The following is a 16,580-nucleotide window of genomic DNA, read 5'->3' on the forward strand; positions in this document are numbered from 1 at the left end:
CGTCTTGCGGGGGGGGAAGGTAAACCGTAAAAGGCCCTCCACAAGCCAGCGTGGCCCGTTCGTCTATCGGTTAGGACGCCAGGTTTTCAACCTGGAAAGAGGGGTTCGATTCCCCTACGGGCTACCACTTGTGCTTGTCTGGTCTAAATGGCCCGTTCGTCTATCGGTTAGGACGCCAGGTTTTCAACCTGGAAAGAGGGGTTCGATTCCCCTACGGGCTACCATTTTTTTCAATGCTAAAATCGTTCCCGGCGACGTATTCTTACAGCATCGTGTTTAGCACGAAACCTGCGCGCCCCGTTTTGAAGACGTGAAATGCGGTTGAAGGTACGCCTGTCAATGGCTGCCCCGGACCGAGTTCACCAGCATTTGGTATTTGCCATTCCATCACCAAGCCTGCACAGTTTTGGCCAACAACAGATATGATTTGGATTCCCAATGGATTACCTCAAAGAACGCAAAGACTTCGCGATCGCGATCTGCAAGGAAGCTGGCACAATCGCCTCCAGATATTTCTCCGACCGAGGCGGTTTGATCGTCGATCAAAAAGGCGCACAGGATTGGGTCAGCGAGGCAGACCGGAATGTCGAAACCTTCATCCGCCAGAGGATCGCCGAGGCTTGGCCCAACGATGGCATATTTGGCGAAGAGCATGGTGAAACACAAGGTTCAAGCGGATTTGACTGGGTGATCGATCCAATCGATGGCACCACGAATTTCGTCAATGGCATTCCGGCCTGGACCATCGTTCTGGCGGGCGTCGCTGAGGAAAATACCGAGATCGGTGTAATCCATGACCCAAATATCAATGAAACCTTCGTAGCCACGCGCGGAGGCGGGGCAACACTGAATGATGCGCCAATGAGGGTCGCTTCGGGTGTTGCGCTGCATCAAGGAACGGTGGCAGTGGGTTATTCGAACCGGGTGGATAACCGTAACATTGTTCCAATCGTCGCGAACCTGATCGAGCGTGGGGCCATGTTTCACAGAAACGCCAGTGGCGCGCTGTCACTGGCCTATGTCGCAGCGGGCCGGCTGCTTGGCTATGTCGAAGAACATATGAACGCCTGGGATTGTCTGGCTGGTCAATTGATGATCGCGGAAGCAGGCGGCGTGGTTGAAGATCAGGACGCAGGTGTAATGATCCGCAACGGCGGTCGGGTGATCGCTGGTACTCCGGATGTGTTTAATACTTTGCGTGAAATCTCTGAGAACGCATGGCAGGCCTGACAATCTAGTCGATTGAGCGCCATCCACTCAGCGGTTTAAGGTCCGTTAGATCGGCTTGCCAATAATGGCCTTGCCCGCGCTGGTCATACCCCCGATCGATAGGACGGCCCGACAAGGAGCACCACAGGAGGGTCCCGACGGCCCCATGGGTAACGATGGCGAGGTCAATGCCATCATGCGTTTCGATAATCGAAGTCACTGCCTTGTGTATGCGCCGCTTGGCGGCAACGGCAGTTTCCCAGCCGCGAAAACTGGTGTTGGGGTGGGCAAAGAATGCGTCAGCGGCAGCTTCGAACCGGTCACGCGGCAGAAAACCGGTGGCGCTTCGATCATTCTCGCCAAGTGCGGCATCTTGTTTTATCCGCAGGCTTCGGGGCGCAGCCAGGATGTCGGCCGTCTCGCGGGCCTTTTGCTCGGTGCTGGCCCATAGGTGGGTAACCTCTGCAAAAATTCCACTGGTTGCGAAGGCCGCAGCGCGGCGGCGACCTACCGCGCTAAGCCCCCAGTCCTGAATGGGGGTGTTCGGGTCAATGATGACCTCGGGGTGCGTGATGATTAGAAGACAGGGCATCTATTCGGGCAAAAGCACCGGACCTTTCTCGGCGAAGGCCATCTGTACTTCTGTACCCGGCTCTAGCGGCGCATCGACATCGTCATGGACTGCAAAGACCTGGCCGAACGCACCGGTCAGAGTGTACTCCATTCGGACACCCACATAGGTGGCTTTGGAGACGGTCGCTGCAACCCCTTGCGCGGCTCCGATCACAAGTCGAGAAGGCCGGATGGCGACGGTCGCAGGCCCTTCGGTCAAGCCACGGGATGCCAAGGTATGGCGGTAGCCTTCGATCTCGATGGTGGCCATGTCGCCGTCGACTGAGATGATCTGGCAGGCAAGCAGATTGGCCTCACCAATAAAATCCGCAACGAAGCGATCATTTGGGGCGTCATAAAGCTGGCGAGGCGTGCCAATCTGGGCAATCGCGGCATTCCGCATCACGACGATTTCGTCGGACACCGCCAGAGCCTCTTCCTGATCGTGTGTCACGTAGACGACGGTCAGGCCAAGGTCTTGCTGAATGGCCCGGATGTCCTCGCGCACTTGGCGGCGTAGTTTCGCGTCGAGGTTCGAGAGCGGTTCATCAAACAACAGCACCTGTGGTTCCAACACCAAAGCCCGCGCTACAGCGACGCGCTGCTGTTGGCCACCAGACAATTCTGACGGGAGACGGCCGTCAAAACCTTTCAGGCCAACCAGCTCTAAACCGTCCAACGCGCGGCGGCGGGCCTCGTCTTTAGCAAAGCCCGAGAACGTGAGGCCATACATCACGTTCTCAAGCACGCTCATATGAGGAAACAGCGCGTAGGACTGGAACACCATGGATACGTCGCGGTCCGTCGCGGGCAGTTTGGTCACATCGCGATCCCCGATGGTAATCTTTCCCGAGGTGGCCATTTCGAGCCCCGCGATCATCCTCAACGTCGTCGTCTTGCCGCAGCCCGACGGGCCCAACAGCGTGACCAGCTTTCCGGCTTCGACATGCAGGTTAATGTTGTCAACGGCAACGACATCCTTGCCAAACATCTTTGTCACGGACTCGAACCGAACCGGCGCGGCTTTGGACTGCAGGCTCATGTCAAACTCTCCTAAACATTTGTCCGCGACTGCGTCATTCGTCGCCCGATCTTGGTCCGGCCCACGATCAACTGCATAAGGGCAACCACTGACAGCATCACAAAGATCAGAGTGGTGGAATAGGCGATGGCGAGACCATAGTCGTTATTCTCGACCCGCCCGATGATATAGCTGGTCGCCATGTCATATTCCGCGCTGACCAGAAAGATCACTGCCGAAATCGCCGTCATGGCCCGCACGAAGCTGTACACAAGCGCCGCAAGAATTGCCGGGCGCAGTAGTGGCAGGATGATCCGCCGGAAAGTCTGCCACGAATTTGCACCAAGTGTCAGCGAGGACTCGTCAAGGCTGCGATCCAGTTGCGACATGCTGGCGATGCCGGCTCGGACACCGACCGGCATATTGCGGAAGATGAAACTGACAACAAGGATGACACCCGTGCCCGTGATCTCGATCGGTGGCACGTTGAAGGCGAGAATGTAGCTGACACCGATCACGGTACCGGGGATGGCAAAGGACAGCATGGTGCCGAACTCAAAAGCGTCTTTGCCTGCGAAACTCTGCCGGGTTAGTAGATAGGCCGTCACGAGCCCAACTGCAGCCGTTAGCGGCGCGGCGATTGCGGCGATTGTTATGGTGGTCCAGAAACTGTCCCATGCGGCCCCTGTCCAGCGAATTCCTTCCGACTCGAACCGAACCGAGAAGGCAGTGACGTAGTGCTTGAACGTCAGGGAATTATTGACTCCCCACAGTTCAACCACGCTGCCGTAGACGATCATGGCGTAGACGACGATGGTAAACACCGCCCAGCCAAGGGCGACGGTTAGCACCGGGATGGAAAGGCCGGTTGGCATCAATGGATGTACGCCAGCGTCACCTTTGCCCGTGACTGTGGTGTAGCTTTTCTTACCCAGCCAGGCTCGCTGCGCGTAGAAGGCTGAAAGCGTGAAGAACAGAAGCACCATGGCCAGAACCGCAGCGCGGCCTTGATCATATTGCGCACCAACAATTGCAAAGAAAATCTCGGTCGACAGCACATCGAAATTGCCACCTAGCACAAGTGGGTTGCCGAAATCGGCCATGCTTTCGATGAAGCCCAGAAGGAAAGCATTAGCAAGGCCAGGGCGCATTAACGGTAGGGACACGGTTTTGAACGTCTGCCATCTATTCGCGCGCAATGTCTGGGCTGCTTCTTCCATCGAGGGAGACACCCCTTCAACGACGCCAATCAGCACAAGGAAGGCGATGGGTGTAAATGCCAACGTCTGCGCAATCAGAACACCCGGCATGCCATACAGCCAGCGAGTGGGTTGGGTGCCGAACAATTCGGCAAAGAACTGCGTTACTGAACCCGACAATCCAAACAGCAGGATCAGCGCTAGGCCGATCACGAACGGTGGCGTGATAATCGGCAGAACCGTCAGTGCGCGCAACGCGCGCTTGTACCGAAAGCCCGAGCGGGTCACGACAAGCGCAAAGCACAAGCCGAGCGCAGTGGTGATGAAGCCGACGAGGATGGCCAGAAACAGTGAGTTCCATGCCGCCCCGCATCGTGCGCCCCAGAAACATCCCAGCCCCCAAAGCCGTTCGTCAAAGAATTTCGAGAAGAACACTGCGATGGAGTACGCGCCCTCTTCCGTCACAAAGGCAGCGAACAGCATCTTGGCGATAGGAAAGAATACAAACGCGGTGACGATGGTGATCACACCACCGATGGCGCTGACCACGAAGACGTCTCCGTTAATCGCCCCACGTGCGGCGACACCCTGGGTCAGAAGGAACAGAAAACTCGACGCGCAGATCATCGCGCCATAGCCCATGCCGAACTGCCGATCACCGAGCTCGCCAAACAGGGTTTCGAGCCAGTCGAAGTTGTAGCCTCGGATTCCGATGCTGAACCCTTGTGCGATCAGCCAGCCGAAGCCCAGCGCCCCTGACAGGATCAAAATTCGGGCATAAAGCGGATCTGATTTGGCGCGTCTTAACACCAGAAGTGGCAGCAGGAGTGCAATAAGAAGCGGAGCAAGCCACAGCTTTTCACCCTGCCCGATTAGAAAGGCAGCAGGCGCATAATCTTCGTCGAAAGGGTAGCCGTCCAGCAGCCACTCGAACGACCACAGGCCACCGTCAACCATGTACCACGGCAGCAGGCAGAATCCGACCCACCCGGCGATGACCCAGAAGATCAGAACCGGATGGGTCGTTTTTGTCGTGTCGTCAGTCATTTACTGCGGCAGTACCGAAACCTCTTCGTCCCATTTCTGCAGCAAGCGCTTGCGCTCATCCGACGAGCCGTATTTCTTGAAGTCATAGTCGATCAGCTTGATCTGGCTCATGTCAGGCGCGCTTTCCGAAGTTTCAGCACCTTTGTTTGACGGCACTTGGAAGGCATTTACCTGAAGGGCGAGGTTCTGCGCCTCGGGCGACAATGCCCAGTCATAGAACTTTTTGGCCTCATCTTCGTTGCGCGCGCCTTCGATGATCGACATCGAACCGATCTCGTAACCAGTACCTTCACATGGCGCGACGACTTTGATCGGGAAACCCGATACCGCCTGCTTTACTGCGTCATGCATGAAAACGATACCAATTGTATTCTCGCCTCGACCAGCAGCCTTGATCGGTGCCGAGCCCGACTTGGTGTATTGGTTGATGTTCGAATGCAGCCCCTTCATGAACTCAAACCCTTCGTCCTCGCCGAAGATTTGCACCATCGAGGCCAGGGTCGTGTAGGCCGTACCTGATGAGTTCGGGTTCGCCATCTGAACGTGCCCCTTGTACTCGGGCTTCAGAAGGTCCTTCCAGCAAGCAGGTTCGGGAAGGTTGTTCGCGGCGACAAGATCGGCATTGTAGCCGTAACCAAGCGCACCTGAATAGATGCCGATGGTCTTGTTACCCGCGCTTTCCGCCTGAGAAATCGCCCAATCATGAAGCTGGTCACGCATCGGCGACATGTATTCCATCGTCAGGCCCTCTTCTGCGGCCTGTAGATGTGGATCACCGGTACCGCCCCACCAGACATCACCCTTGGGGTTGGAGCTTTCTGCACGGATCTGAGCAAATGTCTCACCCGAGGATTTACGGGTCATATTGACGTCAATGCCAGTCGCATCTTCGAAACTGCGCGCCATAAGCTGGCACCAATCCTCTTGCGCAGAACAATAAAGTGTCAACTTGTCAGCCTGTGCCGCTGACATCGATGCGGCAAGGGCAATAAGCGATCCCAACGTTGTGGATGTAAATTTCTTCATTGATTTCTCTCCCTTTAAGTTCACTGCGTCCGGATTTCCCGGCTCTTATATGCCCTTCCTCATGCGGCCTTTCGCAATTTCTCGATAACAGCCAACGTCTCTTGATTATCTGACAGGCTCTTTAAAAAACGCGCCAGTTCTTTCTCTTCGACAAGCTTTGCGGCCTTGGCAGGTGAGAACCAGTGGCGCTTGCGTTCGTCCCGTTCCTTCCAACGGCGTTTGAGCCGTTCCACAATCAACGGATAAAGCGTTACGCGGCAAGGCACGCTGCTTTTACCCTCGTATCGCTTGTCATAGTGAAAGCACCCGATCGATTTCTTGGAGATAAAGCCAACAGCTCCGGCCTCTTCCAAAGCTTCGATTTCAGCGGCATGCCAAGGCTTCTTACCATCCATCATCCAACCTTTGGGGATGACCCACCGCCCCCGGTCACGCGAAGTGACCATGAGAACCCGCAGCTTGTCGGACTTGTCCCATCGCACAGGAAGCGCACCGATCTGATCTGTGAATTCGGTCTTGCTCATGCGCGCGCCCTTAGCTCTGGCACTACGCAAAGGGCAATCGCAACACATACGTGCTGTTGAACAAGGTGGCCACATCCAGAACGCCGGTGCACTTCGATTGCTACGCCTCGAAATAGAAACAGTTCTTTGAAGTCTCACAATGAATCGTGGGCTTTGCAACAGAAATTGTTGCAAAACGACTGAAACGCCACAAAAGTGAGATTGAAACCGAGTCGGATTGCCAGATGCCCAAAGCGGAAACGCGCGATAAGAAAACCAACAAGGGCCAGAGTCGGTTCAAGAAATCCGACCGCCGCCGAGAGATATTGTTGGAGTTGAAGCTTCGCCCGCACGTCCGGATCAGCGAATTGGCGCAGCGTTTCAATGTTTCGGCGGAAACGGTGCGCAGGGATTTTGATGCCCTAGCTGATGATGGGCTGATCTCGCGGGCGCATGGCGGTGCCTCTGCCCCGATACAAGGACGTTATCCAAGTCTGGATGAGCGCACCCACGCCCGCCTTGATGAGCGTGAAAAGATCGGCAAATGCGCAGCCGACCTGATTCAGGAAGGCGAGACGGTGATGATCGATTCCGGCTCAACCACGATCGAGATGGCCCGTATGTTGGCGTATCGGGGCATTCACTGCACGGCAATTACGAATTCGATACCGGTGGCCATGACCCTTGGTCACGCACCCGTTGAAGTCATTCTATGCCCAGGCGAATATCTGACCGCCGAGTCCGCCACGATCGGGACAGATACACTGGATTTCCTGTCTCGTTTCAACGTCGATCGCTGCATGATTGGCGCGTCCGGCCTGTCAGAAGAAGGGCCGTCAGAGACCGTGCGCGGTTTCGCAACCGTCAAACGGATGATGCTGGCACGCGCCGCGACGCGACATCTTCTGATCGGGTCTGAGAAATTCGACCGCAAAGGTTTGACCCGTGTGGGCGACCTTGACGGGCTGAATTCAATCGTAACTGATACCAAACCAACAGGGGATTTGCTTGGCGCGATCAACGACGCCGGGGTGAAGATTCTTGTCGCTGAGCAGTCCTTACAAAGAACGACAAACCGTGGACAGAAAAGCCACGCATGACTGGGAGGAAGAAATGAAATTTGATATCAAACTACTAATCGGAGCTTCGGCAATCGCGCTCTTGTCACTGTCGGGCACGGCTTCGGCGCAAGACTGCCCGCGCGGTGATCTGGATGCGCGGTTCTGCGATGCCGATGGCGATCTGATCGCGGATATCCCCGCTGATCCTGCCGATCAGATTGATCCTGATACTCTGATCTTTGCCTACACCCCGGTTGAAGACCCTGCCGTATACAAAACTGCTTGGTCGGACTTTCTTGATCATCTGAAAGCGGAAACTGGCAAAGACGTTGTTTTCTTTCCAGTTCAGAACAACGCGGCCCAGATTGAGGCCATGCGTTCGGGGCGTCTGCATATTGCGGGCTTCAATACCGGTTCAAACCCGTTGGCCGTGAACTGCGCCGGATTCAGGCCCTTCACGATCATGGCGTCGAAAGACGGAAACTTCGGATACGAGATGGAGATCATCACCTATCCCGGTTCAGGCATCGAAAAGGTTGAGGATATCAAGGGCAAGCAATTGGCCTTTACTTCTCCTACTTCGAACTCGGGCTTCAAAGCGCCCTCGGCGATCCTGAAAAGCGATTTTGATCTGCTTCCCGAACGCGATTTTGAGCCGGTTTATTCGGGCAAACACGACAACTCGATCCTGGGTGTCGCAAACAAGGACTATTTGGCTGCCTCGATCGCTAATTCGGTCAAATCGCGGATGATCTCGCGCGATGTGATCAACGAAGACGACGTCATCACGATCTACAAGTCGCAGACCTTCCCGACGACAGGCTTTGGAACCGTGTACAACCTGACGCCGGAGCTACAGGAGAAAATCCGCAATGCCTTCTTCAGCTTCGACTGGGAGGGAACGACGCTTGAGGCTGAGTTCTCGAAATCGAATGAAGGTCAGTTCCTTGAGATGACCTATCAGGAGTTCTGGGACGTCATCCGCAAGATCGACGCGGCTAACGGCGTTTCCTACGCCTGCCAGTAATCGATACTACGTCCAACGGGCCCTGCGGGGCCCGTTACCACCCGAACCGGGGGCATAAATGCTGCGGCTTCAAAAGCTTACAAAAACTTATAAAACCGGCGATCAGGCCCTGAAGGCGATCGATCTAGATGTGCCAAAGGGCCAGGTTCTGGCGCTGATCGGGCCTTCTGGTGCTGGCAAATCCACCATGATCCGCTGCATAAATCGTTTGGTTGAACCCACAAGTGGCGAGGTTCTGTTGGATGATGTTGATCTGGTAAAACTCGGCTCGAGTGCGCTGCGCAAAGCACGCCGTGAGATGGGGATGATCTTTCAGGAATATGCGCTGGTCGAACGCCTGACCGTCATGGAAAATGTACTGTCGGGACGGCTGGGATATGTTGGGTTTTGGCGGAGCTTCCTGCGACGTTACCCCCAGTCTGACGTGGATGAAGCATTCCGCCTGCTGGATCGCGTGGGTCTGTTGCATATGGCCGACAAACGCGCGGACGAACTGTCAGGTGGTCAGCGTCAGCGGGTTGGAATATGCCGGGCGCTAATCCAAAATCCCAAGCTTCTGCTGGTCGATGAACCGACCGCCTCACTGGACCCAAAAACCAGCCGTCAGATCATGCGCTTGATTACCGAGCTGTGTCAGGAACGCGGATTAGCCGCGATAATCAACATTCATGACGTGGCCCTTGCGCAAATGTTCGTACCGCGCGTCGTTGGCCTACGCTTTGGTGAAATCGTATTTGACGGCCTCCCCTCTGGGCTTACGCCTGACAAGTTGACCGAAATCTATGGCGAAGAAGACTGGGAAGCGACCATAGAGAAAGTTGAAGACGACGAAGAGATCGAGGCCGCGGAATGAGCCATCCCGAACTTGATGACCTGCTGGGCAAAGGCTGGCGGAAACCGGCCTTCGTCAAAAACGCCTTACTGCGCTGGACCTTGATCGTTGGATTCGTCGCCTATCTGATTGCGGCATTTATGACCATCGAGGTGGATTGGGGCCGGGTTTATGAAGGCTTGGATCGCGGTTGGGCTTTTGTCCTTGCTTTCACAAGCCCGGATTTCATATCGCGCTGGAGCGATATCTGGAGCGGTCTTCTCGAGAGCATCGTGATGACGGTTGCAGCGTCGGTGGTGGGCATCCTGATATCGATCCCGATCGGACTGGGCGCTGCACGCAATATTGCGCCTCTCCCGGTCTATGTGATCTGCCGAGGCATTGTTGCGATCAGCCGCGCCCTGCAAGAGATCATCGTCGCCATTCTTCTGGTTGCCATCTTTGGGTTCGGACCTTTGGCCGGCTTCCTGACACTGTCCTTCGCCACTATCGGTTTCCTGTCCAAGCTCTTGGCTGAAGACATCGAGGCCATGGACAAAGTGCAGGCCGAGGCGATCAAAGCCTCGGGCGCGCGATGGATGCAATGGATCAACTACGGCGTGCAGCCACAGGTCATGCCGCGACTGGTCGGGCTGTCGATGTACAGGATCGATATCAACTTTCGCGAAAGTGCAATTCTTGGGCTTGTGGGGGCCGGCGGCATTGGGGCAACGCTGAATACGGCGTTTGACCGTTATGAGTATGACACTGCGGCAGCCATTCTGATCCTGATCATCGGGATCGTCATGGCGCTCGAATACCTCTCGGGTATCATCCGCGCGAGGGTCCAGTAATGCCAGTGCTTGAACATGAAGGTACGCAAATCTGGCGCAGACGCACGACCGGTCAAAGCCTTGTGCGTTGGTTTTGCTGGCTGTTGGGTGTGGCGGTCTTTGTCTACTGCTGGCAGATCATCTCGGCCTCGACGACATGGTTCTTTGTGTGGGACGCACCCCGGATCGCGAACGATATCTGGACCCGCGCGACACCACCAAAGTGGGACTACATCACGCAGTTAGGCCGCCCGATCTGGGACACGCTGAACATCGCCACTCTTGGTACGATCATTGCGCTGTTCCTTGCCGTACCGGTCGCCTTTCTGGCCGCCCGCAACACCACGCCGTCGGCCGTGTTCATCCGCCCCATCGCGTTACTGATCATCGTCTCAACCCGCTCGATCAACTCGTTGATCTGGGCGCTTTTGTTAATCGCAATCATTGGACCCGGAGTATTCGCAGGTGTTATCGCCATAGCCATTCGTTCGATCGGCTTCTGCGCCAAGCTTCTCTATGAAGCCATCGAGGAAATTGATCACACCCAAGTCGAAGCCATCACCGCCACCGGCGCATCCCGCTGGCAGGTCATGGCATATGGAATCGTCCCGCAAATATTGCCCGCCTTTGCCGGGATCGCCGTATTCCGCTGGGACATCAATATTCGCGAGTCCACGGTTCTTGGCCTCGTAGGCGCAGGCGGCATCGGGCTGCAATTGTCGGCGTCTCTGAACGTTCTGGCATGGCCGCAGGTCAGCCTTATCCTGATCGTCATTCTGATTGCCGTCATGATCAGCGAATGGGTGTCTGCCAAAGTACGAGGGGCAATTATTTGAGCCGCTTCACGACCCAAGAGGCTTTCGAAGCCTACGAGGCCGTTCGGCATCGACTTCCGGCTGCTGAACCGGCTGTTCAATCCTATCAGCATGCGAACACTTTGATGGATATTGCTGAAGGCTTCGATGTATTCCTTCTGGATGCGTTCGGTGTCCTCAATATCGGCGAGACTGCGATTCCCGGTACAGCCGTGCGGATTGATCAGCTCAAAGCCATGGGTAAACGTGTTCTGGTCGTCTCGAATGCAGCTGGTCACCCTCATGCGGCGCTCGTCGAGAAATACGCCCGGCTGGGATATGATTTTGCGTCAGAGGATATCATCACAAGCCGCGCAACACTGCTGGCAGAGCTGGGCGGTCAACGCGCGCTGCACTGGGGTTTGATGGCAACACCCAGCACCGGCCTTCGCGATCTGGAAGATTTGAACCTGACTTATCTCGATGACGATCCCGAGCCCTATGACTCGGTTGAGGGGTTTCTGATGATCGGCTCAGCCGTCTGGACCGAGGCACGTCAGGCCCATTTGGAGGCAGCTCTGCTAAAACGCCCGCGTCCGGTATTGGTTGGAAATCCAGACATAGTCGCACCACGCGAGCACGGATTTTCAAACGAACCCGGTCTGTTCGCGCACCGTCTTGCCGATCGAACCGGCGTTGTACCCGAATTCTTCGGCAAACCATTTGAGAATATTTTTGACTTGGCTTTTAAGCGACTTGGCCGGGTCGATAAAACTCGCGTGCTTATGGTTGGTGACAGCTTGCATACCGACATACTTGGGGCCCATGCTGCCGGAATCGCTTCGGCCCTGATTTCGGGGTACGGTTTTTTCGCAGGGCATGACGTCGATGACGCAATCACGCAGGCGCAGATCATGCCGGATTTCGTTGTGAACCGACCATAATCTGATCACGCATGCTTAGTTCCGCTTCAAATCCAAGCGCACACAAGTGCTTTTCAATACTCGCCATGTGATCAATTCGCGAAGGCATCACAGGTCGTTGTTGGCTCATCGCTTCCCAAATACTGAACCCTGCGCCCTTCATCGAAGGTTGGACTGCCCAACGCACATGCGATCTCTAAGCTCAACCTGTCCCAAACCCGAACATCGCCGGCTTCGCTGGTTGTCGCAAAAGAATTTCCGTCTGGTGCCAGCGCGATACGCCAGGTCGGGCCTGCATGGATCTTTTCGACAGGCATGAGCCGACGGTGCGTCGCGGTATCCCACCAATGCAGTTCCCCAGATCGGTCGATTGCCACCAAGGTTGCCTCATCCGCCAAAAAGGCAACATCTGTCGCCCCACCCTTATGGCCACCATAAGCGGCAAGCTCTTTGCCGGTTTCAACATCCCACACCTTGACTACCTCATCGCTGGAAGCAGTTGCAGCCTGTGTGCCATCACGACTGAAAGCAACACTCCAAAGCGTGTTGTCATCAGCTTCAATCACTCTGATCAACTGACCGTCGCCAATCGACCAAATATAGACCTTACCGTCCACCGAGGCCGCTGCCAGCATGTTGCCATCTTCAGAGACGGCGACACGATTTGCCTGAATGTCAGCTGGCGCAAAGCTCTTGACCAAATCAGCGTCTGAGATATCGATTTGCAGCACTCCATCTCCTGTCGCCACAAATACCTCTAGACCTGACCCCGGCATGATCGACCAGACGGGAGCCTGCCCCAGATCGAGTTGATTTTTCAGCCGCATGGCAGCCATGTCCCAGATTTTCAAGCCGCCTTCGCGATCACCAGTCACCATGGTTTTGCCATCCAGCGAGTAAGAGATCGCCCACACCTGGCTTTCATGCCCCTTCAGCTGCATGGGTTTCATGGAAGCCCCCATCTTCCAGACCCAGATGTTCCCCTCACTGTCACCGATGGCTATAGACTTTGCATCCGGCGTATAAGCGATGCCCAGCGCCTTTGCCCCGTTCTGCAAAACAAGCGTGTCTTTGCCGCCGGGGTCGATCCCAATCCGCCAGAGACGTACCTGCTGATCCCGGCCCAAAGTCGCCAGCAACGGGGCGTTTTGGGCGACTTCAAGGTCCACAACCCTCTGACTGTGCGCTTGCACCACGTCGCCAACACGTTCCATGTTTGAATTTTCCAATCGCAGCGTTCCGTCTGCCCCTGCCCCTACCAGCAGATTGTCCGGCGCGGTAAATGCTGCTGCTACGATGTCGGTACTATCTGAAAAACGATCAACAATCGGAAAACCATCCGGAAAACCAATCGTCGTGACCTTCCCGTTCGTATGGGATACCGCGAATGTTCTCCCGTCGCGGCTGAAGGACAGGTGATCGGGGTCAGGCCCCAGCGGACCGCCCGGTATCGGCGGAAATGCAGGCGTAGCCTTTGCGTCGACCCAGCCGAATATGCCACCATCGACATTTCCGGCAACAAGTCCTTCTGAAACGGGCGAAAACGCGACCTTTTTGAAGCCCAGCGGCATTTTCGCTAATGGCTCTCCAATTTGCATTCCATTGGAAACGTTCCAGAGGCGAACGGTCCCGTCACCGGTCGCCGACGCGATACGCTTGCCGGTGGAATCAAAGGCCACGCCAAATGCGACGTCATTGCCAGAGAACAGTGTCGTGATCGGGCCGTATCTGGCCGAACCAACATTCCAAAGGCGGACATCCCCATCCGTTGCCGCTGAAACCAACAACTCTCCATCGGGAGAGAATGCAACATCCCTTATCCCGCCGGAATGCCCCACCAGTTCAGCAATAACCGCTCCGCCGGATTCAGCCCTATGAACCACGATGCGCCCATCACGCAATCCAACCGCAACACGCGTACCGGATGCATCAATAGCCATCGTCTGCGCGTCACCAACCGTAAACGGGCTGCCCAGTGGGACAAGCCCACCCTCACCCAGATTTTGCCGAGCCATCAGCATCGCCGCCCTCGCTTCTGATGTCGAACCAGCAGTTTCGGCTCGGACAATCGCTTCGGCGCTGAGTGACAAGGCAAGCAAGGGATCTGTATCCGATAACCCGTTCGCCGCAGCGCCTAGCGCCCTTGCGAACCTTTCATTGGCTTCAGCTGTTGCGGCAACGGCCATCTGTCTGTTGCTTTCGGCAAGGTTGGACGCGCGGATAGCCAAGAAAGACGAAACCGTTGCGCCAATGGCCAGCAAGGCAAGGGCAGCAACGGCAACTTGATTGATACGTCGACGCCGACGCCGGCGCATCTTGGATGCAGCCTGCGCTTGGTCACGCGCGTCTCGTGCAGCGCCCAGAAATTCCCGCTCTAACGCACCGAGGATATTCTGGTTCTTCACCGACCATTCTTCAGCCGACAACAACCTTGTGCCGCGATAAAGTAAATCGGGCTCGCGATTTTCAACATCCCACTCTGCAGCGTCATGCTGAATACGCTGACGCATGCGCAGATCATCGCGGCTTTCTTCGATCCATGAATTAAGTCGCGGCCATGTACGCAGCAGCGCCTCATGCGCAATCTGAACATTTTTGTCATCCAGCGTCAGCAACCGCGCATCTGTCAAAGCTTCAACGACCCGCCGCGTTGTGTCCGGGTCCGAGTCGCGCTCGATCTCATCGATCGGCAACAACCGCCGTGTGTCCGGAGTCCCCTCGCCGGGCGTAACCAGACGCAAGAATAGCCGCCGGGTTGCCTCTTGCTGAACTTTGTCAAAAACGTCTGTAAAAAGTGTCTCTGCTGTCTGGCTGATTGCCCCTGTGACACCACCGGACTGACGGTAGCCGTCCAGAGACATGACCGCACCTTTACGTCGGCTCCATGTTTCATACAGAGAATGCGCCACCAGCGGGAGCGAACCCGCTTCGCGCCCGGCCTCATCAACGATCGCATCAATAAGGGACCTGTCCATGTGCAAACCAGCTGCATGTGCCGGTTCGCTGATTGCGCGGCGCAGCTCGGGCCGTGTCATCGGCCCGACCAAAAACTGGTTTTCCGAGATTCGATCCGCAAGCCACGGTATCTCTGCACAGGATGCATAAAAGTCCGCACGGATTGTCAGCACGATACGAACACGGCTATCTGCGGGGTCTGTCATAGCTGACAAAGCTTCGATGAACTTGCTTCTGCGTTCCTGTTTGACCAGCGTGAACAATTCTTCGAACTGATCAATGCAGATCAACAACTCTCCTTCATTCGCGGTGGCCAAACGGCGCGCCGCACTCGGATAGGCGATGAAGTCGTTGAGCGAGACCTGAGCCGTAAGGTGAGAATTGTCGCCGATGAGTTGAAAGTACAAATCGGTCATTGGATCGCGCCCGGGGGTAAAAACACAAACGCGCCAGTTTTCGCTACCGGATATCGCGTTGGCAGCGATCGCTGGCAGCAGCCCTGCTCGCAGAACGGATGATTTACCACTGCCGGATGAGCCACCCAGAACCAATATCCGGCTCTGTTGAAGCCGGGTCACAAGTTCCTCAACAAGATCCTCGCGACCGAAGAAATAGTCGGAATCCTCTGGCTGGAACGCGGCGAGCCCTTTGTAGGGGCATTCCACCCTACTTTCCGATATCTGCGTCACCGCTTCGGATGCGGCCTCTCGCCGGTCACGATCCAACGCATCATTCATTGCACTGCGCCAGGACACCATATCCAAAAAACGCGCCTGCGGGTCCATTGCCATCCCGTGCTCAATGCAATCGCGCCACATTTCCGGCAGGCTGGAAAGATACTCGGTAACGCGATGGAATGGCGGCGGCGCCTTTCCCGTCAGGACATGCCACATCAGCGCGCTGGCCGAATAGATGTCGGTCATCGGCGTCACGGGTTGCCCGTGCTCAGCTTGTTCTGGCGCTTGGTAGAGCGGTGTCCCAGCCATCATGGTCGCGCCGGTCACACCGATCGCTAAATCCTTTGCAATACCGAGATCCGCCAGAAAAACCCTCTCGTCTAGGCCGACCAAAGCATCAGAAACCGTCGTGCTGTTATCGTCTTTGGACCGCTTCACTCGTTGCAGAAGGACATTTGCGGGTTTGACGTCCCGATGCACGACATTCGCGTCGTGAACCGCAGACAAGCCATCTGTCATTGCATCAATCAGTATTTCCACACCTTCGCGTTTGGCCAAAGCAGCGGGGCTTAGACGCTTTAGTCGGTCGGCCAATGTGCCGCGATCCGCGTAGTCCATGACAAAATAGGGCCGCCCGTCCTCCAAACGCCCCACGTCATGCACGGAGACAACGCGCGGAGATCGAATGCGCCGCAACAGACGGGCTTCTTCGAGAAAATGGGTGATGACTTTGTCATTGGTCGCAAGGTTGGCGTGCAGAATCTTGAGGGTTACCGGAACCTCCAACTCGTCATCCCGCGCAAGGACAACCGCCGCGAACCCACCGCTCGCGATTTCACGGTCAACAGCGTAACGGCCGATGAACGCGGGAAAAGTCATGAT

13 protein-coding genes and 2 tRNA genes are annotated in these 16,580 nt (G+C 56.0%); 9 read left to right on the forward strand and 6 right to left on the reverse strand.

The window, feature by feature from the left end; all coding sequences use genetic code 11:
- Positions 1–52: 52 nt before the first annotated feature.
- From ACR0AY_RS05120 to ACR0AY_RS05130, 3 genes are all read left to right on the forward strand, one after another.
- Positions 53–127 (forward strand) — tRNA-Glu (locus ACR0AY_RS05120).
- A gap of 22 nt (positions 128–149) precedes the next feature.
- Positions 150–224, forward strand: a tRNA-Glu gene (locus tag ACR0AY_RS05125).
- 214 nt (positions 225–438) lie between these two features.
- Positions 439–1,230, forward strand: a complete 792-nt coding sequence (locus ACR0AY_RS05130; RefSeq protein ID WP_170512791.1) for an inositol monophosphatase family protein — start codon at positions 439–441, stop codon at positions 1,228–1,230.
- 4 nt (positions 1,231–1,234) lie between these two features.
- Here ACR0AY_RS05130 and ACR0AY_RS05135 read toward each other — a convergent pair whose 3' ends face one another.
- From ACR0AY_RS05135 to ACR0AY_RS05155, 5 genes are read right to left on the reverse strand one after another with little or no spacing between them, the layout of a single operon-like run.
- Positions 1,235–1,801 carry a histidine phosphatase family protein gene (locus ACR0AY_RS05135; RefSeq protein ID WP_170512790.1) on the reverse strand — a complete coding sequence of 189 codons (567 nt, stop codon included), beginning with the start codon at positions 1,799–1,801 and terminating at the stop codon, positions 1,235–1,237.
- On the reverse strand, positions 1,802–2,863 hold the full coding sequence (locus ACR0AY_RS05140) for an ABC transporter ATP-binding protein (protein WP_170511858.1): 1,062 nt from the start codon (positions 2,861–2,863) through the stop codon (positions 1,802–1,804). It abuts the gene before it with no gap.
- A gap of 11 nt (positions 2,864–2,874) precedes the next feature.
- On the reverse strand, positions 2,875–5,088 hold the full coding sequence (locus ACR0AY_RS05145) for an ABC transporter permease (protein ID WP_170512788.1): 2,214 nt from the start codon (positions 5,086–5,088) through the stop codon (positions 2,875–2,877).
- Positions 5,089–6,114, reverse strand: a complete 1,026-nt coding sequence (locus ACR0AY_RS05150) for an ABC transporter substrate-binding protein (protein ID WP_170422361.1) — start codon at positions 6,112–6,114, stop codon at positions 5,089–5,091.
- A 59-nt stretch (positions 6,115–6,173) separates the two neighbouring features.
- Positions 6,174–6,638 (reverse strand): NUDIX hydrolase, encoded by a 465-nt coding sequence (locus tag ACR0AY_RS05155; protein WP_170422363.1) that lies wholly within the window; start codon positions 6,636–6,638, stop codon positions 6,174–6,176.
- A gap of 224 nt (positions 6,639–6,862) precedes the next feature.
- On the opposite strand from ACR0AY_RS05155, the gene ACR0AY_RS05160 reads away from it, so the two are divergent.
- Genes ACR0AY_RS05160 through ACR0AY_RS05185 form a run of 6 tightly spaced genes read left to right on the forward strand, consistent with a single transcriptional unit; the run spans position 6,863 to position 12,087 of the window.
- Positions 6,863–7,717: a DeoR/GlpR family DNA-binding transcription regulator gene (locus tag ACR0AY_RS05160; protein ID WP_170403399.1), complete on the forward strand. Its 855-nt coding sequence runs from the start codon at positions 6,863–6,865 to the stop codon at positions 7,715–7,717.
- 13 nt (positions 7,718–7,730) lie between these two features.
- Positions 7,731–8,705, forward strand: a complete 975-nt coding sequence (gene phnD / locus ACR0AY_RS05165) for a phosphate/phosphite/phosphonate ABC transporter substrate-binding protein (protein ID WP_170396240.1) — start codon at positions 7,731–7,733, stop codon at positions 8,703–8,705.
- 58 nt (positions 8,706–8,763) lie between these two features.
- Positions 8,764–9,558, forward strand: coding sequence for a phosphonate ABC transporter ATP-binding protein (gene phnC / locus ACR0AY_RS05170; RefSeq protein WP_170512785.1), 795 nt, complete (start codon positions 8,764–8,766; stop codon positions 9,556–9,558).
- Positions 9,555–10,370 (forward strand): phosphonate ABC transporter, permease protein PhnE, encoded by an 816-nt coding sequence (gene phnE / locus ACR0AY_RS05175; RefSeq protein ID WP_170403405.1) that lies wholly within the window; start codon positions 9,555–9,557, stop codon positions 10,368–10,370. Before phnC ends, phnE (ACR0AY_RS05175) begins: the two co-directional genes overlap by 4 nt.
- Positions 10,370–11,185: a phosphonate ABC transporter, permease protein PhnE gene (gene phnE, locus ACR0AY_RS05180; RefSeq protein WP_170396234.1), complete on the forward strand. Its 816-nt coding sequence runs from the start codon at positions 10,370–10,372 to the stop codon at positions 11,183–11,185. Before phnE (ACR0AY_RS05175) ends, phnE (ACR0AY_RS05180) begins: the two co-directional genes overlap by 1 nt.
- On the forward strand, positions 11,149–12,087 hold the full coding sequence (locus ACR0AY_RS05185) for an HAD family hydrolase (RefSeq protein ID WP_170512783.1): 939 nt from the start codon (positions 11,149–11,151) through the stop codon (positions 12,085–12,087). Before phnE (ACR0AY_RS05180) ends, ACR0AY_RS05185 begins: the two co-directional genes overlap by 37 nt.
- Before the next feature lie 71 nt (positions 12,088–12,158).
- Here the strand turns inward: ACR0AY_RS05185 and ACR0AY_RS05190 are convergent, their stop codons facing one another.
- A complete protein-coding gene (locus tag ACR0AY_RS05190; protein WP_170512781.1) occupies positions 12,159–16,577 on the reverse strand; it encodes an nSTAND1 domain-containing NTPase in 4,419 nt (1,472 codons plus the stop codon).
- Positions 16,578–16,580 lie beyond the last annotated feature (3 nt).

The organism is Ruegeria sp. A5 (assembly GCF_056543005.1).